The 22079-nt window shown below is 63.3% G+C and carries 22 protein-coding genes and 1 pseudogene; 10 read left to right on the top strand and 13 right to left on the bottom strand.

Translation table 11 applies throughout. The features are described from left to right. Window positions 1-8 precede the first annotated feature (8 nt). From K1X11_RS23475 to K1X11_RS02090, 4 genes and pseudogenes are all read right to left on the bottom strand, one after another. Window positions 9-158: pseudogene (locus tag K1X11_RS23475) on the bottom strand (prepilin-type N-terminal cleavage/methylation domain-containing protein); the annotation flags it as partial. Continuing rightward, entirely contained in the window at window positions 158-694 is a 537-nt protein-coding gene (locus K1X11_RS02080; RefSeq protein ID WP_324726061.1) for a hypothetical protein, read from the bottom strand. The pseudogene K1X11_RS23475 and the gene K1X11_RS02080, both read right to left, overlap by 1 nt. 178 nt (window positions 695-872) lie before the next feature. Next, window positions 873-1553 carry a response regulator gene (locus K1X11_RS02085; RefSeq protein WP_221028791.1) on the bottom strand — a complete coding sequence of 227 codons (681 nt, stop codon included), beginning with the start codon at window positions 1551-1553 and terminating at the stop codon, window positions 873-875. Beyond that, on the bottom strand, window positions 1550-2788 hold the full coding sequence (locus K1X11_RS02090; RefSeq protein WP_221028790.1) for a sensor histidine kinase: 1239 nt from the start codon (window positions 2786-2788) through the stop codon (window positions 1550-1552). Before K1X11_RS02090 ends, K1X11_RS02085 begins: the two co-directional genes overlap by 4 nt. Before the next feature lie 130 nt (window positions 2789-2918). Here K1X11_RS02090 and metG point away from each other — a divergent pair, with 130 nt between their 5' ends. From metG to menD, 3 genes are read left to right on the top strand one after another with little or no spacing between them, the layout of a single operon-like run. After that, window positions 2919-4445 carry a methionine--tRNA ligase gene (metG, locus tag K1X11_RS02095; RefSeq protein ID WP_221028789.1) on the top strand — a complete coding sequence of 509 codons (1527 nt, stop codon included), beginning with the start codon at window positions 2919-2921 and terminating at the stop codon, window positions 4443-4445. Between the two features lie 30 nt (window positions 4446-4475). Then, a complete protein-coding gene (locus K1X11_RS02100) occupies window positions 4476-5897 on the top strand; it encodes an isochorismate synthase (protein WP_221028788.1) in 1422 nt (473 codons plus the stop codon). Next, the gene (menD, locus tag K1X11_RS02105) at window positions 5894-7621 is read left to right on the top strand and encodes a 2-succinyl-5-enolpyruvyl-6-hydroxy-3-cyclohexene-1-carboxylic-acid synthase (protein WP_221028787.1); all 1728 of its coding nucleotides are present in this window, start codon (window positions 5894-5896) and stop codon (window positions 7619-7621) included. The genes K1X11_RS02100 and menD overlap by 4 nt, the downstream gene beginning before the upstream one ends. Window positions 7622-7636: 15 nt before the next feature. On the opposite strand, the gene K1X11_RS02110 is transcribed toward menD, so the two are convergent. The 3 genes from K1X11_RS02110 to K1X11_RS02120 are packed head-to-tail and all read right to left on the bottom strand — an operon-like array spanning window position 7637 to window position 10909. Further along, window positions 7637-8515 (bottom strand): SMP-30/gluconolactonase/LRE family protein, encoded by an 879-nt coding sequence (locus K1X11_RS02110; protein ID WP_221028786.1) that lies wholly within the window; start codon window positions 8513-8515, stop codon window positions 7637-7639. A gap of 27 nt (window positions 8516-8542) precedes the next feature. Further along, window positions 8543-8971: a GNAT family N-acetyltransferase gene (locus K1X11_RS02115; protein ID WP_221028785.1), complete on the bottom strand. Its 429-nt coding sequence runs from the start codon at window positions 8969-8971 to the stop codon at window positions 8543-8545. 42 nt (window positions 8972-9013) lie between these two features. Next, complete coding sequence (locus tag K1X11_RS02120; RefSeq protein WP_221028784.1) at window positions 9014-10909, bottom strand: potassium transporter Kup; 1896 nt, start codon at window positions 10907-10909, stop codon at window positions 9014-9016. A gap of 116 nt (window positions 10910-11025) precedes the next feature. Here K1X11_RS02120 and menB point away from each other — a divergent pair, with 116 nt between their 5' ends. The 3 genes from menB to K1X11_RS02135 all read left to right on the top strand — a co-directional run bounded on the left by menB (window position 11026) and on the right by K1X11_RS02135 (window position 13848). Continuing rightward, on the top strand, window positions 11026-11862 hold the full coding sequence (gene menB / locus K1X11_RS02125) for a 1,4-dihydroxy-2-naphthoyl-CoA synthase (RefSeq protein ID WP_221028783.1): 837 nt from the start codon (window positions 11026-11028) through the stop codon (window positions 11860-11862). A 60-nt stretch (window positions 11863-11922) separates the two neighbouring features. After that, window positions 11923-12369 (top strand): GatB/YqeY domain-containing protein, encoded by a 447-nt coding sequence (locus K1X11_RS02130; protein WP_221028782.1) that lies wholly within the window; start codon window positions 11923-11925, stop codon window positions 12367-12369. Window positions 12370-12750: 381 nt separating this feature from the next. After that, window positions 12751-13848: a hypothetical protein gene (locus K1X11_RS02135; protein WP_221028781.1), complete on the top strand. Its 1098-nt coding sequence runs from the start codon at window positions 12751-12753 to the stop codon at window positions 13846-13848. Window positions 13849-13962: 114 nt separating this feature from the next. Here the strand turns inward: K1X11_RS02135 and K1X11_RS02140 are convergent, their stop codons facing one another. Beyond that, window positions 13963-14157: a hypothetical protein gene (locus K1X11_RS02140; protein ID WP_221028780.1), complete on the bottom strand. Its 195-nt coding sequence runs from the start codon at window positions 14155-14157 to the stop codon at window positions 13963-13965. A 314-nt stretch (window positions 14158-14471) separates the two neighbouring features. Here K1X11_RS02140 and K1X11_RS02145 point away from each other — a divergent pair, with 314 nt between their 5' ends. Together K1X11_RS02145 and gdhA are read left to right on the top strand one after the other, a co-directional pair. Beyond that, window positions 14472-14741: a hypothetical protein gene (locus tag K1X11_RS02145; protein WP_221028779.1), complete on the top strand. Its 270-nt coding sequence runs from the start codon at window positions 14472-14474 to the stop codon at window positions 14739-14741. 42 nt (window positions 14742-14783) lie between these two features. Further along, window positions 14784-16145 carry an NADP-specific glutamate dehydrogenase gene (gdhA, locus tag K1X11_RS02150; RefSeq protein ID WP_225919196.1) on the top strand — a complete coding sequence of 454 codons (1362 nt, stop codon included), beginning with the start codon at window positions 14784-14786 and terminating at the stop codon, window positions 16143-16145. Here the strand turns inward: gdhA and K1X11_RS02155 are convergent. From K1X11_RS02155 to K1X11_RS02175, 5 genes are all read right to left on the bottom strand, one after another. Next, the gene (locus K1X11_RS02155) at window positions 16138-17445 is read right to left on the bottom strand and encodes an APC family permease (RefSeq protein ID WP_221028778.1); all 1308 of its coding nucleotides are present in this window, start codon (window positions 17443-17445) and stop codon (window positions 16138-16140) included. The two genes, gdhA and K1X11_RS02155, sit on opposite strands and share 8 nt — an antisense overlap. Before the next feature lie 32 nt (window positions 17446-17477). Further along, window positions 17478-17867 carry a type II toxin-antitoxin system death-on-curing family toxin gene (locus K1X11_RS02160; protein WP_221028777.1) on the bottom strand — a complete coding sequence of 130 codons (390 nt, stop codon included), beginning with the start codon at window positions 17865-17867 and terminating at the stop codon, window positions 17478-17480. Beyond that, window positions 17864-18094: an AbrB/MazE/SpoVT family DNA-binding domain-containing protein gene (locus K1X11_RS02165; RefSeq protein ID WP_221028776.1), complete on the bottom strand. Its 231-nt coding sequence runs from the start codon at window positions 18092-18094 to the stop codon at window positions 17864-17866. Before K1X11_RS02165 ends, K1X11_RS02160 begins: the two co-directional genes overlap by 4 nt. Window positions 18095-18168: 74 nt before the next feature. Next, on the bottom strand, window positions 18169-19599 hold the full coding sequence (gene ffh, locus K1X11_RS02170; RefSeq protein ID WP_221028775.1) for a signal recognition particle protein: 1431 nt from the start codon (window positions 19597-19599) through the stop codon (window positions 18169-18171). A 119-nt stretch (window positions 19600-19718) separates the two neighbouring features. After that, window positions 19719-20135, bottom strand: a complete 417-nt coding sequence (locus tag K1X11_RS02175; RefSeq protein ID WP_221028774.1) for a response regulator — start codon at window positions 20133-20135, stop codon at window positions 19719-19721. A 115-nt stretch (window positions 20136-20250) separates the two neighbouring features. Here K1X11_RS02175 and K1X11_RS02180 point away from each other — a divergent pair, with 115 nt between their 5' ends. Both K1X11_RS02180 and K1X11_RS02185 read left to right on the top strand, forming a co-directional pair. Further along, a complete protein-coding gene (locus tag K1X11_RS02180) occupies window positions 20251-20739 on the top strand; it encodes an Lrp/AsnC family transcriptional regulator (RefSeq protein WP_221028773.1) in 489 nt (162 codons plus the stop codon). Window positions 20740-20757: 18 nt separating this feature from the next. Continuing rightward, window positions 20758-21957: an aminotransferase class I/II-fold pyridoxal phosphate-dependent enzyme gene (locus K1X11_RS02185; protein ID WP_221028772.1), complete on the top strand. Its 1200-nt coding sequence runs from the start codon at window positions 20758-20760 to the stop codon at window positions 21955-21957. Window positions 21958-22079 lie beyond the last annotated feature (122 nt).

The following is a 22079-nucleotide window of genomic DNA, read 5'->3' on the forward strand; positions in this document are numbered from 1 at the left end:
GAACCGACCGCGACCACCGAAGTGAGCGAAAGTGTAAACAGAACCTCAAAAAGGGTGAATCCGCGGCGGCTGGCCGGACGCGATGAGCGGGCGCGCGCGCGTCGTGAAAACGGAGCGCGAAGGACGGGAGTAACTGAAGTGGACGACTCCCTCATCATCAAAACGTCGGAACCACCGAGCGCACGGTGGTGATGGAGTCTACGTTCGCACGGCTAATGCCGCCGTTATTGAAACTCCATGTATAAACAATGCGGATACAACGGCTGGGCCCCACGCCGCCCGCCGTGTTGTCGAGCGAAGAAACCCATACCCAAAGGTGCATGCGCAGGTCATCTTGGGTGGTGTCCGGCGTGTCGTTGATGTCGATCACCTTGTAGTTGTCGACGAGGCCCGCCGTCGTCGGCACCACGCCAGGTGTGACATTGGCCGGCAGGATGGGGGCACAGGAGGAAATCTGCAGCGTGTCCATCGTGACCGAGTCGAGCTGGGTGTAGATGGTGGCATCCGCCGTGGTCACCGATCCCCGGTAAAGGGTGCCGCCGTCGTAGTAAGGGATCTCCCAAAAATCCATGTTCTTGATCTGCTCCAGATACCCCTGAATCACGGTGGTAGCTGAGTTCTGGAAGACGCTGCCCTCGGTCATACGACGGGATTGCACGAAGGCGCCCAGGGTGCCCGCAAACACCACCGACATCACGGTAACACCGAGGGCCAGTTCGATTAGCGTCGAACCGCAAGTGTTTCTCAGTAGGGACGACCCTATTTTTCTAGGCCCATTCAGTTTCATTGGCTAGGGGATCCTCCTTAGTTTTCGTCGGAAACAAAGCAAAACTTATTGCGTGCTTAGACGCCGGTGGGAGGGGTAGTTCTACCTAGGTGCGGGACGCGGCTTGGGCCTGCGCATAGAGGGCAGCGGCCTGGGTGCGACGGGTCACGTGAAGCTTTTCGAAGACGGTGCTGAGATAGTTTTTTACAGTTTTTTCAGCGAGCCCCATCTCCATCGCGACCTCCTTGTTGGTCTTGCCTTCCGCGATGAGTCCGAGCACCCGGGATTCCTGCGCGGAGAGGCTGTCGACCAGAGTGCGGGTTGAGGGGGTGTTGGATCGCATGAGCGACAGCACGCGGGCAGTGATGGCCGGATCGAGGATCGATTTGCCGGCAGCAATCGAACGAATCGCATCGATCAATGCGGTGCCGTTGATTTCCTTGAGCAAGTAACCGTGGGCGCCGGCACGGATGGCGTTGTCGACCATTTCCTCGTCCTCGACCGAGGTGAGGATGAGCACGCGCGTTTCGGTATTCGACTGACAAATACGGCGGCAGGCGTCGAACCCCGTGCCATCGGGCAGGCGGATGTCCAAAATGACGACATCGGGACGGTATTGCGCCACCGCGGCCAAGCCCGAAGCCACGTCGCGACCTTCGCCGAGAACCTCGATCAGCGCGGAGGCGCCCAACAACGCGGAAAGTCCGGCGCGAACGACCTCGCTGTCATCAACGATAACGACGGAAACAGGGCGCGGCGCGGAGGACGTGGGGGAGTCGGAATTCATGATGCGTTAACGGTGGGCCAGGAGACGCGAATGGCGGTGCCGCCGCCGAGCGAGCTCACCATTTCGAATGAACCGCCGGCGCGTTCGGCGCGAGCCTGCATGTTGGCGAGGCCGTGGCCGCGGGGTGAATTCTGCTGGTTGAGGTCGAAGCCGATTCCGTCGTCACGCAGCGACAATTCGGCGCCGGTATCGACTGCGTTCAGCGCGAGCCAGAGTTTTTGCGCGCCTCCGTGCCGGAGCGCGTTGCTGACTGCTTCCCGCACGATCTGAGTGGTTTCGGTGAGTTGGTCGTCGGAGAGAGCGGTGGAGACGCGTTCGTCGATCTGGCATTCCAGTTCGAGCGGACGACCAGCACGCAGCTCCTCCACGATTTCGGTGAGGGCCTGGTGCAGGCTTTCGCGGCGCACTTGGCGAGGTGATAGGCCGGCGATGTAGGAGCGAATGTCGGCGATGGTGCGGTTGATGAGTTCCAAGGCGCTCTGCAGGCGGGTGCCGGCTTGGGCGGAATCGGTCGTGGAGAGTTGTTGTGCGGCCTGCAGCGTGAGACCAGCGGCGTAGAGGGACTGGATCACGCCATCGTGCAGATCGCGGCCGATGCGGATTTTTTCCTCGAGGGCCCGATTGAGCAGTTGCAGGCGGTGGCGGGCGTCGGCCTCCGCGCGGATGCGTTCGTCGCGCTCCTGGTCGAGCTCGGCTTGTTGGCGCAGGGAAGTGCGGGCGAGTAGGGACAGGCTGCGCATATCGCGTTCGCGAGCGGCGAAGGGGGAGCGCGTTTCGCGATCGCGCAGCGGGCGCATGCCAACGGTCACGACCAGGGCCGCCATGATCAGGAGTGCAAACACGCCCAATGCCAGCACGACGCGCTGCAAGAGGCGGTGGATGCGAGTGCCGGCGGGCGCGGGATGGGCCGCCACGAGCCAGCGTTCGCCGGGTAGCTCCTGGAAAAATTGAAACGGACCCAACTCGTCGTCCGCGGCGGGCGGCGGGCGATCGAGCACGCTCAAACTGGTGCCGGTCACCTGCGAGAGGCGCGTCAGGCGGGCCTCGTCCCACGTGGCGTCGACGCCGCCGGTGAGCGTGATCCCAGCCTGCAATTGCTCGGCGAGATCCGCCTTGGCGGAGCGCAGGATGTGCACCTCCTGCTGGCGCAGCCAGGCCTGGGCACCGAGCGTGACCGTGATCAACACCAGCAGGACAACGACCGAGAAGGTGAGCAGGCGGGTGAGGGGAGACATGGCGGAGAATCGCGGGGGCGCAGTTGCAAACGGTTGCCGATCAACCGTCCTATGAGCTGCCAGCCGAATCCGGACTCGTCAAAACCTTCGACAAGCGGGCCCCGGAGGCTTTGGTTGGCTGACTCTCCTCATGAAGACCTTCTACATCTCAACCGCGATCGACTACGTGAACGGTTCGCCGCACTTGGGCCATGCCTACGAAAAGGTGCTGACGGACGTTATTGCCCGATTCCGCCGTATGATGGGAGACGACGTCTATTTCCTCACCGGCACCGACGAGCACGGTCAGAAGATCCAGCAAAGCGCCCGCGCCAAGGGCATCGAACCGCAGGCCTTCGTCGACTCGATCGCGCCGCAGTTTGAGGAGATGTGTGCGAAGCTTGAGATCTCCAACGACGACTTCATCCGCACCACCCAGGACCGCCACAAGCAGGTCGTCTGCGAGCTGCTGCAAAAGCTCTACGACAAGGGCGAGATCTACAAAGCCGAATACAAGGGTTACTACTCGACGCGCCAGGAGCAGTTCCTGCAGGAGAAGGACCGCAACGAAGACGGCACCTGGCCGGAAATCTTCGGCGAGGTCTCCGAGATCACCGAGTCCAACTACTTCTTCAAGCTGAGTGCCTACCAGCAGTGGTTGATCGATCACATCAAGTCGCACCCGGATTTCATCTTCCCGCGCTACCGCGCCAAGCAGGTGCTCGAATTCCTCTCGGAGCCGCTCAACGACCTCTGCATCTCGCGCCCGAAGGACCGTCTCGAGTGGGGCATCCCGCTGCCCTTCGATCCGGAGTTTGTGACTTACGTCTGGTTCGACGCGCTCACCAATTACTACTCGGCCGTGGCCGACAAACCCGGCATCTGGCCGGCCACCTTCCACGTGATCGGCAAGGACATCCTCGTCCCGCCGCATGCCGTGTATTGGCCGATCATGCTGCAGGCGTCGGGCATCGAGCTCCCGCAGTCGATCCTCGCCCACGGCTGGTGGTCGATCAACGGCTCCAAGATGTCCAAGAGCACCGGCAACTTCGTCGAGCCGATCGAGTTTGTGGACAATTACGGCGTCGACGCGCTGCGCTATTTCCTCATCCGCGAGATGAGCGTCGGCCAGGACAGCGACTTTTCCCTCGATCAGTTCCTCGTGCGCTACAACAGCGAGCTCGCCAACAACCTCGGCAACCTCGTCAACCGCACGTTGAACATGACCAACCGTTTCGCCGACGCCACCATTCCGGCCGTCGCCGACGAGGGGGAGCCCGAAGCTGCGCTGCGTGCCCTCTGGCCGAAGACCCGCGACGAGGTCATCGGGTTGTTCGAAGAGTTCCAGTTCAACATGGGCCTCGAGCGCGCCTTCGCCTTCATCACCGCGACCAACGCCTACATCGAGCAGCGCGCGCCGTGGAAACTCGGCAAGTCCGAGGACCCCGTCGACCAAGCCCTGCTGCGCACCGCCCTCGCCACCATGGCCGAGGCGCTTCGTCTGGGCGCGTCGCTCCTGCTGGCGGTCATCCCCGGCTCGGTGGCCAAGATCCATGGCGTGCTCGGCTACTCCGCCGAGGGCGACTGGAAGAGCCAACTTGAGTGGGATCACCGCCTCACCGGCAACGCGGTCGAGAAGACCTGCATCCTGTTCCCGCGGCCCGAGAAGAAAAGCTGAGCCTTTCGGCGTGTCTGCCGCGACCGTGCGATGAAAGTCCTGCCGCTCCAGCCTGCTGATCACGCATCACCGGAAGCGCTGCAGGCTTTCCTCGCGCAATGCCAAGCCGCCGCGCAGCGCGACGGCCGTGAACGGCTCGTGAGCATCGGCATTACTGTCGATGCGCTCGATCCGCTCGCGGTGCTCGAAGCGATCTACGAACCGGGGCACCCGCACTTTTACGCCGAGCATCCTTCCAACGCCACGGCCATCGCCGGCGCCGAGATCGCCGCCCACTTCACGGCCGAGGGGGCCGACCGCTTCGCGCAGCTGCAGCGTTGGACCGACGACCTCTTCGACCGCACCATCGCGGTGGGTCCGGTCGACGCGCCGTTTGGCGGTCCGCACGTGTTTGTCGCGGCGGCCTTTGGCGACCAAGCCGAAGCGGGCGAACCGTTCCCGTCACTCACCGCCTTCGTGCCGCGTTGGCAGGTTGCACGGGCCGGCGCCGTCACCACCGCGGTGGCCAATGTGCCGGTCGCGCCCGATGCCGATCTCGCGGCCCTGAGCGAACGCGTCTGGCGTGCCCATGCGCGCTTCGGGGCGTTCAGTATCGCTGGCGCCGATGCCGCTGCGCCGCGCGAACCGCGGCACTGGACCCGTTGCGAATCGACCGATTATCGCAGTGCCGTTTCCGCCGCGGTGGAACGAATCAACGCGGGCGAATTTCAAAAGATCGTGTTGGCGCGCGCGCTCGATTTGCAGGCCGACACCGCGCTGCATCCGCTGCAGGTGCTCGACAGCCTGCGCCAGCGTTTCCCGGACTGCTTTGCGTTCTCGGTCGCCAACGGCAAGGGCCAGAGCTTCATCGGCGCGAGTCCGGAGCGGCTCGGTCGCGTAAGCCAGGGCGTGCTCGAAGCCGATGTATTGGCGGGAACCATACGCCGCGGTCGTGGCGCCATGGACGATGCGGCGGCCGGGGCCAGTCTGATGGCCAGCGAGAAGGACCGGCACGAACATCAGGTCGTGCTCGATTCGGTGAAACGCCGACTCGAGACGCTGGGCCTCGCCGTCGAACACGCGACGGAGCCGGTGCTGCGCAAGCTCGCCAACGTGCAGCACCTGCACACGCCCGTGCGGGCGCGCCTCCCGGAAGGTGTGCGCCTGCTCGACGCGGTTGCGCAACTGCATCCCACGCCGGCCGTCGGCGGCTCACCACGCGAAGCGGCGGTGGCGGCGATTCGCGATCTGGAAGGCTTTCCGCGCGGCCTGTATGCGGGCGCGATCGGTTGGATGAATGCCAAGGGCGGCGGTGAGTTCCTGGTCGGCATCCGCTCGGCCCTCGTGGAGGGCGACCGGGCGCGGCTGTATTCCGGCGCGGGCATCGTGGCCGGATCGGAGCCGGACAAGGAGTTTGCCGAAACCGAATTGAAAGCCCAAGCCTTGCTCAACGCCCTGCAGCCGCCGCAATGAGCCCGCTCGATTTTCGCAACCCCAACAGCCTGTGGAGCTCCGTGCTCGTGGAGACGCTGGTGCGTTGTGGTCTGCGCACCGCGGTGGTTTCGCCGGGGTCACGCTCGACGCCGCTCACGATGGCGCTCGCGGCGCATCCGGCAGTGGATGCTGTGCCCGTGCTTGATGAGCGTTGCGCCGGTTTTTTCGCGCTCGGCCAGGCCCGCGCCCAACATCGTCCAGTGGTGCTGGTCTGCACCAGTGGCAGTGCGGCGGCGCACTATTTGCCGGCGGTCATCGAGGCGCATGAGTCGGGTGTGCCGCTTATCGTGCTGAGCGCCGATCGTCCGCCGGAGATGCGTGATTGCGCGTCGGGCCAGACCATCGACCAACATAAACTTTTTGGCCGCTACGCCACGTGGTATCATGAACTGGCCGTGCCGGAGCCGCGGCTCGAACTGCTGCGGTATCTGCGGCAAACGCTGCGCCAGGCGTGGACCCGTGCCAGCGCCGGTGGCGTCGTGCAACTGAATGCGCCGTTTCGGGATCCGCTGCCGCCCCTGCCGGATGATGGCGCGACGGCGGCTCTGGCCGAATCGATCGACGACACGTTCTGGGCGCAACCGGAAGCTCCGGCGCTGCGCCCGGCGGGACTGGTTTTGCATCAGCGCGGCACGCCGAGTCGGGGCGTGATCGTAGCCGGCCCGGCCCAACCGGCCGATCAGGCCGCCTACGTGGAGGCGATTGCGAACATCGCGCGTCAGACCGGCTGGCCGATTCTCGCGGATGCGTTGTCACCACTACGGCACTACGCGCCGGACGACGTATGCGTGGTGTCGGCTTACCACGGCATCCTGCGCAACGAACGCCTCGCCCGCGAACTCACGCCACGCATGGTCATCGCTTTCGAAGCCTGGCCAACGAGCAAGGAGTTGCGTGCATGGTTGGAGCAGTCGCAGGCCGAGATGCTGATGTTGAGCGAACGCGCGGGCAGTCACGACGCCATGCACGGCAAGACCCGCGAGATCCAGGCTCCGGCGACGGCGCTGGTGATCGATGGTCGGCCGCCGGTGGATCCGAGTTGGGCCGCGGCGTGGCGCGAAGCGGAGGAGCGGATGCGGGCGGCGTTTGACGGCTGGTTTGGCGAAACGCGTGACACCTTGTTTGAAGGCGAAGTGACGTGGCGCGTGGCGCAGGCTTTGCCGGACGGCGCGCAGATGTGCGTCGCCAACAGCATGCCGGTGCGCGACCTGGAGTATTTTTGGCCGGCGTCGGCGCGCGGGCGACGCGTCTTCTTTAGCCGCGGCGCAAACGGCATCGACGGCACCTTGTCGACCGCGCTTGGCGTGGCGCATGGCGTGACGGCGCCGACGGTTTTGCTGACTGGTGACCTGGCTTTTCTGCACGACAGCAATGGCCTGCAGATCGCGCACGAGTTGAAGGGCAGTCTGACGGTGATCGTCATCAACAACGATGGCGGCGGCATCTTTGGGCACCTGCCAGTAGCGCAATTCGAGCCACCGTTTGAGCGCTATTTTTCGACTCCCCCGCAGCTCGATCTGGCGGCGTTGTGTGCGGGTCACCGCGTGGCGCATCGGTTGATCGCCGATGGCGCGGAACTCAGCGCGGCGCTGAGTGCGTTGCCTGCGGCCGGGATGCAGGTGCTGGAAGTGCGCACGGATCGTCGCGCCGATGTGGCGACACGCAAACGGCTGTTCCGCGAGCTGCCGCGTCAGCTTGATTGAGCGTGATCGCACTGTTTAAGGCGCCCAGCGATAGGCGCGCACGACGTCATCTTTCATCAGAGGCAGCACGAGCAGTTGCTGGTCGATAAGGTAGTCGTGATCGGCGGTGCCGGGCGGGAGCGTCATGAGCAGGGAAGGGTGACCGTCGGACGTGACGTGTTTCACCTCGCCGGTGAGCCAATCGGTGACGGTATAGCCACCGCGACCGTCGGGCTCGACGCCATCGATGTGGGCGATGGGCGTGGTGCCGATGCGCTGTAGTTGGCGATCCGCGTAGGCGATGGCGGTGAGGTGACCGAGTTGCTCAACGCCCTCCGCGTCGCGCCAGGACCAACCGCCGACGAGCAGGCGTTCGGCCTCGGCGCGCAGACCGTTGAGCCCGCCGGTTTCGCTCATGTCGATCTCGACCCAAGGATCGAGACGCCCCGCCTGCAGTCGGAAGATCGTCGCGGCGGCGTAGCTGAAAACAAACACGTTGCCGTCGGGATCGGCGGTGCAGTCGTTGAAGCCGGCTTCGGCACCGTTGGATGGCGTGTGGCGGGCCACAATCGCGCCGGCGTCGGGATCGATTTCGATGAGCCCGAGATCGTCGCCGACGTAGAGCCGGCCATTGGCCAGGGCGAGTCCCTTGGGGTTTTCGAGGTCGGTGATCCAGTGCAGATCTAGCACTTCGCCGGTGGAACTGAGTCGACTGATGAAGCCGTCGTGCGGGGTCTGACCTTCGCCCCAGGTGCCCATGTTGGAGGCGTAGAACACCTCGCGTTGGTGGTCGTAGAGGACCGACTCCGGACCGGCGAGGCCGCTGGTTTCCCAAAGCAGCTCGGGTTCGGTCGCGGTGGTGAGGTGTGCCGACGTGAAGACGCAGGCAAGGAGGGCGGGGGAAAGAAAGCGCATCGAGGGGGCGGGGCGGAAAGCGACGGATCAGCAGAGGTCCTGCTGAAACGCCACCAGATCGACGCGCTCGCGCCAGTGGGTCGACGCCCAGAATGCTTTACCTTCATCATTGGCGGCGTAGACGTGCGCGGTGACGCGGGTGATGCCGTTGCGGCGCAGGCGACCGAGCGCGGTCTCGGCCAGCAGTCGCCCCAGACCGTGGCGACGATGGGCTGGTGCCACGGCGAGGTGGTAAAGAAAACCGCGGCGGCCGTCGTGGCCGCAGAGCACGGTGCCGGCGAGGGATTCGGATGCGTCGATGGCGACGAAGCTACAGCCCGGGTTGCGCTGGAGGAACTGGCGGAGTTGATCCGGCTCGTCCGATGATGTCAGGCCGATTCCGGGTGTTGCCCGCCAGAGGGTCAGGGCGGCATCGATGTCGGCGGAGATGAAGGGGCGAAGCTGCAGCGAATCCATGTAGCGGATACGGCTGCACGCCCCTTGCGCGCAAGGGGTTTGCTACAACTGCACCGGCAGGCCGATCTCGATGATCTGGGTGGGCAGGATTTGGTAATAGTCCTTCACTGGGCGGGCGTTGCGGCTGAGGAAGGCGTAGAGTGCCTTTTGCCATTCGAACATGCGGGCGGTGCCGCCGCCGATGATCATCTCGCGATTGAAGTAGAAGGTCGTGCTCTGCGTGTTCACGTCGACGCCCTGCGCGCGGATGCGTTCGCACATGTTGGCGACGTTGGGCGACTCCATGTAGCCGTAGCGCCCGATGGCGCGCCAGACGCCGTTGCCGCGGCTCTCGAGGGTCATGCGATCCTCGTCGTCCACGGTGGGAACCTCCTCGGTGACAATGGTGAGCAGCACGACCGTTTCCTGCAGGCACTTGTTGGCCTTGAGGTGATGGAGCAAGGCGAGCGGGGTGCCGCGCGGGGTGCCGACCATAAACACGGCGCTGCCGGGCACGCGCACGATGTGGCTGCTCTTGGCAATGTCGCCGAGTTCGATGCCGCCGATGGCCTCGCCGTAAACCTTTTCCTGAATTTCGAGGCGCCCCATTTTCCAGGTCACCATCACGGCGAGCAGCGACAGTCCGATCGCGATGGGCAGCCAGCCGCCGTCGAAGAACTTGGGCAGGTTGGCGAAGAAAAACCCGAGGTCGACCGCCCAGAACCCGAGGCACATCAGGGCGGCCGGCAATGCGCTCCATTTCCAGCTGCGAGTGGCGACAAAGAAGAGGGCAAAGGTCGTGACGGCCATGGTGCCGGTCACCGCGATGCCGTAAGCGGCGGCGAGGGCCGAGGAGGAACGGAACAGCAACACGGTCGTGATGGCGCCGGCGGCGAGGCCAAAGTTGGCCAAGGGCACGTAGATCTGGCCGCGTTGTTCGGCATTGGTGTGCAGGACCTTCAGACGCGGGAAGAAGCCGAGCTGCATGGCCTGACGAATGAGCGAGAAGGTGCCGGAAATGAGCGCCTGACTGGCGATGACCGCAGCCACCAGCGAGAGCAGGAGCAGGGCGCCGCGCAAGACGCCTTCGGGGGCGAGAGCGAGGAAGGGGTTGTGGGTCTCCGTCGGGTGGGCGATCACGTAGGCGCCCTGGCCGAAGTAGTTGAGGGTGAGCCCGGGAAGCACGAGGCCATACCAGGCCTTGAGGATGGCGGAGCGGCCAAAGTGACCCATGTCGGCGTAAAGCGCTTCCACACCGGTGATGGCCAGCACGACGGAACCGAGAATCTTGGTCACCGATTCCGGATGCGTGCGCAACAGGTCGAACGCGTGCATCGGGTTGAGCGAACCGAGCACCTCCGGCGCATCGAATAGGCGGACCAAACCGAGGATGCCCAGCGTGGAAAACCACACCAACATGACCGGGCCAAAGACAGCGCCGATGGTGTGCGTGCCGCGTTGCTGGACCCAAAATAGGGCGATCAAAATCGCGATACAGATGGGTATCACGTAATCGCCGGCGGCAGGTAAAATGACTTTGAGGCCCTCGGTGGCGCTGAGCACCGAGATGGCCGGCGTGATGACACCTTCGCCGCAAATCATGGCGGCACCGATCAGGACCACAAAAATGCCGGGCGTGACAAAACGTTTGGCTTTGGGCGTGCGGTCCATGCCGCTGAGGGCGAGCAGGGCGAAGATACCGCCTTCGCCGCGGTTGTCGGCGCGCATGACCACGGTGGCGTATTTGAGGCTCACTACGATGAGCAGCGACCAGAAGATCAGCGAAAGCACCCCGTAAACCCCGGCGGCGCGATCTGCGGCCGGGAGGTGTTCGATCGACTCGCGCAACGCGTAGAGCGGACTGGTGCCAATGTCGCCGAAGACGACTCCGAGGGCCCCGATGGCCAGACTGTTACGAAGCCCGGAACCGGCGGCGGTTTGCGAGTGAGCAGAACTCATGGGACTGCGCATCAATGGAGGAGGAGTCCGCCGCCTCCAAGAGGATTCTTAATGTTCTGTCCATGGGGCGCATGGCGCCGGTTGACGAGTGGCGCGCGGAGCGCACTATATTTGGCATGAGTCTCCCCAAGTGGCAGGTCGTCAAAGACTACAACGACATCCTCTATCACAAGGCCGATGGTATCGCCAAGATCACCATCAACCGTCCGGAAAAGCGGAATGCATTTCGCCCGGAGACGGTCTTTGAGCTGCACGAGGCGTTGATCGATGCCCGCGAGGATACCTCGGTGGGCGTGGTCCTGCTGACCGGTGCCGGACCGCACACCGATGGCAAATACGCCTTCTGCGCGGGCGGCGATCAAAGCGTGCGCGGTCACGCCGGCTACGTGGGGGCAGACGGTATTCCGCGGCTCAACATCCTCGATGTGCAGAAGCTCATCCGCTCCATGCCGAAGGTCGTGATCGCGCTCGTGGCGGGTTACGCCATCGGCGGTGGTCACGTGCTGCATCTCGTGTGCGACCTGAGCATCGCGGCCGACAACGCCATCTGCGGTCAGGTCGGACCCAAGATGGGCAGTTTCGACGGCGGCTTCGGCAGCAGCTACCTCGCACGCATCGTGGGCCAAAAGAAGGCCCGTGAAATCTGGTATCTGTGTCGTCAATACAACGCGGCCGAGGCGCTTGAAATGGGTCTGGTCAACACGGTCGTGCCGATCGATCAGCTCGAGGCGGAGGGCGTGAAGTGGGCCAACGAGATCCTCAACCACAGCCCGCTGGCCATCCGTTGCCTCAAGGCCGCGTTCAACGCCGATGTGGACGGCCAGTCCGGATTGCAGGAGCTCGCCGGCAACGCCACGCTGCTTTATTACATGAGCGAGGAGGCGAAAGAGTTTCACTCGGCCCAGCGCGAGAAACGTAAACCCGACGCGCGCAAGTTCCCGTGGTTGCCCTGAGCGCCCGCACCTCACCCGCCTCTCGATTCTCCGATTCGTCCACCCTCGTCCCATTTTCCCATGCCCGTTTACGAAACCCTCCGTTCCGACATCATCGCCGCCATGAAGGCCCGCGACTCGGCCAAAGCCACCGCGCTGCGCACCGCTGACGCCGCCATCCAGCGCGCCGCGATGGACACAAATGCTGAAATCGACGACGCGCTCACGGTCGCGACGCTGCGCAAAGCGGTGAAGAACCTCAGCGATGCCAACTCGGATTTCGCCAAGGCCGGCCGCACCGACCTCGTTGAGCAGAACGAAAAGGAGATCGCGATTCTCGAGGTTTACCTGCCGAGCCAAATCACCGGCGCCAAGCTGGAGGCTATTGTCGACGCGGCCCTCGCCAGCACCGGCGCGTCCTCCCGGGCACAGATGGGTCAGGTGATGGGCGTGCTGAAGAAGCATGAGCAAGCGGACCTGATCGACTTCGGCGCCGCCAGCAAGATGGTGCAGGGCAAGCTCGCCTAGAGCTTGTCCGACCGGGGAGGGAAAGCAGGACCGCGTTGAATCCGAGCGCGGTGGCGCATGAGTTTGGTGAATTTGGCTAGGATATTGTCCCTACTACGCGATGGGGGCAGGGCCTTATTTTGCAAATGGTCGGCTAAAGCTGGGGGCCAAGTCACACGATAGAGAGGCCACCTCGACTCACTGACCTATCACTTTTCAGCGGATCTGGCCGTCCGATGAAGACTTTCCTCATGCGATGCATCCTGCTTCTCAGCGTCTCCAGTTCTGCCAGATCCCTTCGACCTCATTCGGTCGGGGCGATCAATGGGTAAGCACGCCCGTCCACCGCCTTGGTGAGGGGGTAGGCTGTTCCCAGAAGTGGGCGGACGCACCGGAATCGCCATGAAACTCTGGCCCCGCCGTTCTCGTTCCCAGTCGGTCACCACGCCCTCGACCGTCGCAGCCGAGCGTCCGCGACCCAAGCGCCGGCAACGCCTCTGCATTTTGTCTCCCAGCCGCAGTGTGATCTATTCGCTGGAGCTGGTAGCCAAGGTCCACTGCGTGCCGCGCACCGTGTATGAGTCGGCCGAACTGATCGAGATTCTCGGGGCCGATCGCGTGTTGGAGGATTGCGCGTTGCTCATCGTCGATTTGCAGGGCGCGCAACGGGATCGGAACCGCACCTTTCTCCGTAAGCTGGTGCACCGGCCGCAGGGATTGGAAGGCCTGAAGGTGGTGGTGCTCACCACCGGGGCGCTCGGTTACAGCTACCCGGGGGTCCAGGAGGTGCGCCTCACGACGAGGAGCCATCAGCTCAATGTGGCGGCGTTTGAACAGATTCTCGCCCCGCTGCGCCATCCCGAGGCGCGCAGCGAGATAATACCGGCTTACCGCTTGCTGTTGCAGCAGGCCGCGGAAGAGGAGGAGGTGGAGATCACGGGGCGCCACCATTTTGGACGCAAACTGGCGTTGCTGGATGCGGACCCACTCTTTGATGAAGCCGTGAAGCATGTCTGCCTGCGCTTGGGGCTTACCTTGCAGTGTTTCGCGAGTCCGCGGGATTTGTTGCAGGCGATCCTGCATGAGGGGGGCTACCTCTTCGCGGTCATCGATCAGGCGCACGGGTATTCCGCGTCCGGCGACGTGGATCCATCGCTGATCTTGCAGGCGGTTTCCGCCGTGAACGCGGCCAACACGACCGGGGGCGATCTCGAGGCTGATTCCCCCCTGCAGGACATCGCCAACCTGATGCACTGCGCCCCCACCAAACTGAGGGAGCGTTTCGGCGCGCTGACGTTTTTTTCGATTTACGACCAAATGACGCGCATCCTGCCGCCGCTACCGGGCGTGCGGGAAATCGACCGCATGTGTCCGGCCAACCCGCTCCTCGTAAATCTGGCGGACCTTTCTCAAAAGCTTGGCGCCGAGGTGACGCTTGATCTGGCCTCCGCCCGCGGCTCCTCCGCCGCGGGCGGCAAGCGGTCGCGCGCTGTCGGTTGAGCGCCGAGCGCTACCTTGAGCAGCGGTTTAAACCCGGGCACAAAATAGCCGGGACACGCGAAGTGCCCCGGCTTGCTAGGGTGTGGTGGCTAAACGAAAGGGGAAGGGGGCGACTCAGGCGGCCGGGCGCGTCGGGCGGTTCAGCACGTAGATATCGGCGACCGATTCTTCGGTCAGCGCTTTGACGCGATTGCGGTTGTGGAAGACGGCCGGGCGCTTGGGGGCGTCGAGTTGAAACGGCACGACGGGATTTTCCTGGATCCAGCGGTTGAATTTGGTGCGAGGATTGTTTTTCGAAAGGATCATCATGGCTGGGCGGGTGTTGAGGCAGGGCGTTTACGGGAGGAGGTCCGAACGGCCATGGCCACCCACTGGCTATGAAACTCCCGCGTAGTGATTTTCCCCCGGCGCCATTCCTCGGTCAGGGATTGGCGGTCCTGATTCAGGGGGGCGGAATCTTTCACGGTGCATTTCATGACGAATTGGAGCGGTGACTCTGGCGTCTTCTTCCATGTCATCGGTCTTTCACCGGGATTATTTAGGCCAAAAAGTGCGCAATGAGGCGGGACGCCGGGCACCAAACCGGGATTGCCCGGGGGCGGGGAGCGCGTCATAACCGGGGCATGCCACGTTGGTTGATCAGAATGTTGCGGATGGGATGCATCGGGGTCGGCGCGACCCTGCTGATGAGTGCGGTGGTCAACTTCATCGCTATTGAGCAACTCTTCGACGAAACGGTGGAACGGGAGCTGGGCATGACGGCGGCTGACATGCGGGGGCTCTACTACGTGCTGGGCGGATTCGGGTTGGGTTTTGTGTTGCTGGGGGCCTTCTGTCCGCTGCCCAAACCGGTTGCCCGCAAACCGCTGCCGCCGCCGTTGCCGCGTCGCTAAAATTCGCCGCGTCCGTTGCGTTGGCTGCTTTTCGGGTATTGCATGGCCGCCATCATGGAAGCGCCGCAAAACCCCTATCTTGCGTCGGTCTGGAGTGATCTGACCCAACGCAATCAACACGATCCGCTTTTCCTTCAAGCCGCTCACGAGGTGATGGAATCCCTCGAACCCGTCTTGAATGAGAACCCCGAAATCGCCCGGCTCGGCGTGGTGGAGCGGCTGTGTGAACCGGAACGCCAAGTCATCTTTCGGGTGGCGTGGATGGACGATGCGGAGCGCGTGCACGTGAACCGCGGTTACCGTATCGGCTTCAACAGCGCGCTCGGCCCCTACAAGGGCGGGCTGCGGTTTCACCCGTCGGTGACGCTCGATACGATCAAGTTTCTGGGCTTCGAACAGATCTTCAAAAACAGCCTCACCGGATTGCCGATCGGTGGTGGTAAAGGCGGCTCGGATTTCGATCCCAAAGGGAAGTCCGAGACAGAGATCATGCGCTTCTGTCAGGCCTTCATGGCGGAGTTGTTTCGGTATCTCGGCGCCATGACCGACGTGCCGGCCGGCGATATCGGCGTGGGTGGGCGCGAGATCGGGTATTTGTTTGGTGAATACAAAAAACTCACCCAGCGCCACGAAATGGGCGTGCTCACCGGCAAGTCCGCGTCACTCGGCGGTTCGCTGGCGCGCAAGGAAGCGACGGGCTTTGGCACGGTGTATTTCGCCCGCGAGATGCGCCGTGCGGCCGGCGAGGAACTCGACTCGGGTCGGGCGGTGGTTTCGGGCTCCGGCAACGTGGCGCTCTACTGCATCAAGAAACTGCAGGACCTGGGCGTGACCGTGGTGGCGTGCTCGGATTCCGGGGGCACCGTGGTCGATCCGGATGGGCTGGATTTTGACTGCCTCAAGCTGCTCAAGGAAACCGAACGCAAACGGCTCAGCGAGTATCCGCGGTTTCGCAAGCGGGCTGAATTTCATCCCGGTAAAAAACCGTGGTCGGTCGCCTGCGATTATGCGTTCCCGTGCGCGACGCAGAACGAGTTGGACGGCGACGACGCCAAACAACTCATCGCCAATGGCTGCAAGCTGGTCGCCGAGGGCGCCAACATGCCGTGCACGCCGGAGGCCGTGAGCGCGTTCAAGGAGGCCGGCGTGTCGTTTGGCCCGGCCAAGGCGGTCAACGCCGGCGGCGTGGCGGTGTCGGCGTTGGAGATGCGGCAGAACGCGTCACTCGAATCCTGGAGCTTCAACGAAGTCGACGAAGAGCTGCAGCGCATCATGGCGTCGATCCACACCAGCTGCCGCAACTTCGCGGAGCGTTACCACCGGCCGGGCGACTATCCGTTTGGCGCCAATGTCGCCGGCTTCGTGCGCGTGGCCGAGGCCGTGCGCGCCTACGGGGTCACTTGACCATTTCGTTGTAACGGCGGGCTGCGAAATAGCAGCCCGCGCCCAGCGCAACGAGGGCGGCGGCGAAGAGCGCTTCCTGCGGCTGCGACTTGGCGATGTAGATGAGGCTCCACAGCGTAAGCGCGAGGAAGATGAGCGGTGGCAGCGGATACAGCCACGTGCGATACGGGCGCGGCAGGTCCGGTTGACGGCGGCGCAGCACAAAGATGCCAAACACGGCGAACAGGGTGTTGAGGCTGAGCACAAAACCGGAGAACAGCAGGATGCTCTGGAACGAGGAAACCATCACGAAGAGCAGGGCGATGCCGGACTGCACGTAGATGGCGAGCGACGGGATGCCGTCCTCATTCTTTTGGGCGAGGCGACCGAAGAGAGCGAAGTCCTCGCCGATGACCTGCAGCACGCGCGGCCCGGCGATGGTCATGGCACTCACCGTCGAGATGAGCAGCAGCGATAACACAAAACTGATCGCCGATGCGCCGGTCGCGCCGAAGACGTGTTGCGCGGCGATGTAGCCGACCTCCACCTTGCCCTCGAGTGCGTCCATCGGCGCGACCAGCAGGAAGGTGAAGTTGAGCGCCACGTAGAGCACCATGACGGTGAGTGTGCTGGAAATCAGGATACGCGGCAGGTTGCGCTGCGCGTCGTCGACTTCGTTGATCAGGTAGGTGACGGAATTCCAGCCGGTGTAGGCATAGTTCACGTAGATGAGCGAGACGGCGAACGCGCCGCTGAGCATGAGACCGCCGTCACCGGTGACCGGCACGAAGTGCACCGGCTGCACCTCCTTGACCATGATCCAACACAGCACGCAGAAACCCACGATGAGGGAGATCTTCACCGCGGTGAAAATGCTTTGGAAATTGCTGCTGCGTTTACGGCGCCCGGTGTGGGCGATGGTCACGATCACGATGAGGGTTACGGCCAACCACTTGGCGTTGAGGCCCGGAATGGCTGCGGACAGGTAGCTGCCAAAAGTGATCGCAGCCAGGGAGACCGGCGCGGCGAAACCGATGGTAGCGGACACCCAGCCCGAGATGAAGCCGACGCTCGGGTGATAGATGCGGCTGAGGAAATTGTATTCGCCGCCGGAGCGGGGCAGGGCGGCGCCGAGTTCTGCGTAGGTGAGCGCACCGCACAGCGCGGTGATACCGCCGACCACCCAGAGCATGATGAGCACGAAGCCCGATTTGATATCGAGCAGCTGGTAGCCGAGCGACGTGAAGACGCCGGTGCCGATCATGTTGGCAATGATGACCGCCGAAGCGATGGCGGGTTTGTAGGTGGTGCGGGTGCTCATGCGCGAAGGTGCCGTGGCGGTGGATGTAGCGATTAACGCGCCGGTTGCGAATTTTCTTCGAGCCATTGCGCGTAGCCGGCCTCGTCGAGTTCGCCGGCGGCGAGCGCGAGGGTTTTGAGCACGGCGTCGACCTCGGACCCGTGGAAGTGGCGGCCGTTACGCTCCAGGAAAGCGACGCCGATCATGAAGCCGGTCCGCTTGTTGCCGTCGACGAACGGGTGGTTCTTTACCACACCGACGGTGTAGGCGGCCGCCAATATGACCATCGAGTGCTCGCCGTAGAGGAAACGATTCCGCGCTTTCACCAGAGCGGATTCGAGCATCGTCTCGTCCCGCACACCATTAGCACCGCCGTAGTCGGCCAACATGAGCCGATGCAGCGCCAAACTCTCCGCGCGTGAAAACCAGTAGGGCTCCTTCACTTCGCGAGCTCACGCAGAGCGTTGCGGTAGCGACGATTGAGGCTCTCGAAGACCTCCATGGATTTTCCAAACTCCTCATCGCCGGCGGTGATGCGCAGGCCGCCGTCGGGGGCTTTGGTGAGGTAGAGGGCCTGGCCTTCCTCCACCTGCAGCTCCGCCAAAGCTTCCTTGGGGAGGATGACGCCGAGGGAATTGCCGATTTTGCGGACTTTGGTGGTGTAGGACATGCAAGGAATAACGGATGTTATAACGGCAATGTCCAGACTCGCTTCAGCGCCTTAGAGCGCGGATCGAGCTACGATCACCAGCGGCCGAGCTTGCGTTTGCGGCCACCACCACCGCCGAGATCGGGCATACCGCCGCCTCCGCCCAAGTCAGGCATTCCCGGCATGCCGCCGGCGCCACCGGCTCCGCCCATGGCTTTCATCTGCTTCATCATCTTGCGGCCCTTGGAGCCCTTCATCATCCGCATCATCTTTTGCATCTGCTGGAATTGCTTCAGCAGCTGATTCACCTCGACGACCTTCACGCCGGCGCCGTTGGCGATGCGCATGCGGCGGCTGCCGTTGAGGATCTGCGGATTGCGGCGCTCTTTGATCGTCATCGAGAGGATGATCGATTCGGTGCGCTTCATCTGTTTGTCGGCGCTGTCGTCGAGCTCGACGTTGTTCATGCCGGGCAACATGCCGACGATGCTCTGCATCGAGCCCATCTTCTTCACCTGCTGCATCTGGGCGAGGAAGTCCTCCAGGTTGAAGTCGGCTTTGCGCAGCTTCTCGGCCATGCGCTCGGCTTCCTTCTCATCGATGTGCTCCTGGGCCTTTTCGACGAGGGAGACCACGTCACCCATGCCGAGGATGCGGGAGGCGAGGCGGTCGGGGTGGAAGACTTCAAACTCCTCCACCTTCTCGCCGAGACCGACAAATTTGATCGGGACGCCGGTGATCGACTTGATCGAAAGGGCGGCACCACCGCGGGCGTCACCGTCGAGTTTGGTGAGGATGAGGCCGGTGAGGTTGAGGGCGTCGTGGAAGGCCTTGGCGACGTTGACGGCTTCCTGACCGAGGGCGCCGTCGGCGACGAGAATGACCTCGTCGGGCTGCACGGTGTCGCGCAGACGCTTCACCTCCTCGATGAGGTCGTGATCGATCTGCAGGCGGCCGGCGGTGTCGAAAATGATGAGCTCGGAGCCGGCGGCCTTGGCGGCGGCGAGACCGGCGCGACCGATGGCGGGCACGTCCTTGGAATCGCGGTCGCAGGTGAAGCCGAGGTCGTTGGCCTTGGCCAGAATCTCGAGTTGGTCGATGGCGGCGGGGCGGTAAACGTCGCAGGCCACGAGGTGCGGGTTGGCGTAGTCGCGCTTCTTGAGCAGGCGACCGAGCTTCGCGCTGGAGGTGGTTTTACCTGAGCCGTGCAGACCCACCATCATCACCTTGAGCGGCTTCTTCGGATTGAGCTGCGTCTCGCCCTCGCCGAGGAGTTTGACCAACTCATCGTGGATGATTTTGACGATCTGCTGGCCCGGGGTGACGCCCTTGAGCACGTCTTTGCCGATGACCTCTTCGCGCACCTTGTCGACGAACTGGCGGGCAACCTTGAAGTGAACGTCGGCCGAAAGCAGCGCCGTGCGCACCTCTTTGAGGGCGTCGGCCATGTTGTCTTCGCTGAGCTTGCCGACACCGCGCAAGTTGCGCAGCGCCGAGGAAAGTTTGTCACTGAGGGTCTCGAACATGCGGTTGAAAAGGGACGAAACCGCAGAGCTAAGGTAGGCGCTCGCGCAATTCCAACTCCCAATCACGCCCGATGGCGAATCGTCGGGCGGGGCCTTTCCGGCTTCTGCGGCCGGTCGTCTCAGTCGCCGGCGCCGAGCGCGATGTCGATCTTCCGGTGGGTCTTACTGGCGGTGAGGGCGTTCACCTTGTCGAGCACGGCCCGGGCCTCGTAGGGCTTGAGAATGTAGCCGTTGGTGCCGAGGCGGATGAGCTCACGCACCAGATCCCGGTCCTTGTTGCCGCTGCAGACGAGGGTTTGCATCCCACTCATTGAACGGTTGTTGCGCACTCGTTTGATAAGATCCAAACCGCCGCCGACGGGCATGTCCAAATCGGTGATCATTAGGTCAAAGGCCTCACCATCCGGGGCGCTGAGCAACCACCAGGCGATCGCGCCGTTTTCCGCCACCGTGACCTCCCAACTCTCGTTGGTTTCGCAGATCTGCTTGAGGGTGTCGCGGGAGATATCGTCGTCTTCTACGATCAGGATTTTCATCGGAGTGGAGCGCTTGGGGCTCCTTTCGCCATCGGCTTTCCTCAAGCGGCCTTTAGGGGCATTGTTCGTTTATTCGCTGGAAAAATGTAAATGCGGCCCGAAGATGGCCGCCCCTATGAATCCTGTTCTCAAGCTGTTACTCGAAGGCGCCAGCCTGTCCACGGCCCACATGGCCCAAGTGGCGGGGTTGTCTGAAGCCGAAGTCGAACAGCACCTGGAGCAGCTGAAAAAAGATAAAATCTTACTCGGCTGGCGTCCGGTGCTCGATCTCTCGCGCGAGGCCGCAGCCGAGGCAGCCGTGGAGGCCGTGATCGAGGTGCGCATCACGCCGGAGCGCGAGGGTGGTTTTAACCGCCTGGCTCAGCGCATCAGCCGTTTCGACGAGGTGAAGAGCTGCCTGCTCGTTTCGGGTGGTTATGATCTGCTCGTGATCGTGCGCGGCCGTTCGCTGCAGAGCGTCGCCGCGTTCGTTTCGGAAAAACTCTCCAGCATCGAGGGTGTCCTCTCTACCGCCACGCACTTCCTGCTGCGTCGCTACAAGGATCAGGGCTTCCTGCTTGAGACCGAGGAAAGCTCCAGCCACCGCCTCAACGTCGCGCCCTAACGCGCGACCTTTACAGCCATGCAAAGCAATCCCTCCAAGTGGGTGGCGGGACACGTTTCCACGCTACCCAAGAGCGGCATCCGCGATTTCTTCGAACTCGTCGCTAAAATGAAGGGCGACGCGAGCGTGATTTCCCTCGGCGTTGGTGAACCCGATTTCACCACGCCTTGGCACATCCGCGAGCACGCCATCTACGCTCTCGAACGCGGCAAGACCTACTATACGTCCAACCTCGGCATGCCGGAGCTCCGCAAGGAGATCTCCCGCTACGTCGCCAAACACTTCGGCGTCGACTATCGGCCCGACGATCAGGTGATCGTGACGGTGGGCGTTTCCGAAGCGCTCGATCTCGCTTTCCGCGCCTTTATCAATCCGGGCGACAAGGTGATGTATCACCAACCGTGTTACGTTTCCTATCACCCGAGCATTCAGCTCGCCCACGGTGAAGCCATCGCGGTGCCGACTTACGCCAAGGACAACTTCGCCCTGACCGCCGAGGCCCTCGAGGCCGCCTGGCAACCCGGCGCGAAGATCCTCATGCTCAACCTGCCGTGCAACCCGACCGGCGGCACCTGCACGCGTGAGCAGATCGAGCGCATCGCGGCCTTTGCCCGCGAAAAGGACCTGCTCGTGCTCTCCGACGAGATCTACTCGGAACTCACCTTCGAGGGCGAACACGTCAGCATCGCGTCACTGCCGGGCATGGCCGAGCGCACCATCTTCCTGCACGGCTTTTCGAAAGCCTTCGCCATGACCGGCTGGCGCATCGGCTACGCTTGCGGTCCCGCGGTCCTCATCGACGCCATGATGAAGGTCCACCAATACGCCATGATGTGCGCCTCCATCATCGCCCAGGAGGGGGCCCTCGAAGCCTTGCGCAATGGCGAGGAAGCCGTCGCCCGCATGCGCGAGCAATACCATCGCCGCCGCGATCTGGTGGTGCGCCGCTTCAACGAGATCGGGCTCACCTGTCACTCGCCGCGCGGATCGTTCTACGCGTTCCCGCAGGTCACGAGCTCGGGGCTCAATGAGAAGGCCTTCGCCGAAGGGCTGCTCAAGGAACAAAAGGTCGCGGTCGTGCCCGGCACCGCCTTCGGCACCAACGGCTCTGGCCATGTGCGCGCCTGTTTTGCCACCGGTTACGAGCAGCTCATCGATGCCTGTGATCGCATGGAGCGCTTCGTCGCCGGGCAGCAGCAGGGCAAGGTCTCGACCTGAGCCCATCAGCAAGTCATTGACTTAACCGCGCAGGCCGCGAAGAGACGCGCAGAGGTGTCCGCTCTTCCGAGCGCCCGCACCTCTCCGCGATTTTCGCGGCTTTAAACTCCTTCGGTTCGTTT

The organism is Actomonas aquatica (assembly GCF_019679435.2).
GTDB lineage: Bacteria > Verrucomicrobiota > Verrucomicrobiia > Opitutales > Opitutaceae > Actomonas > Actomonas aquatica.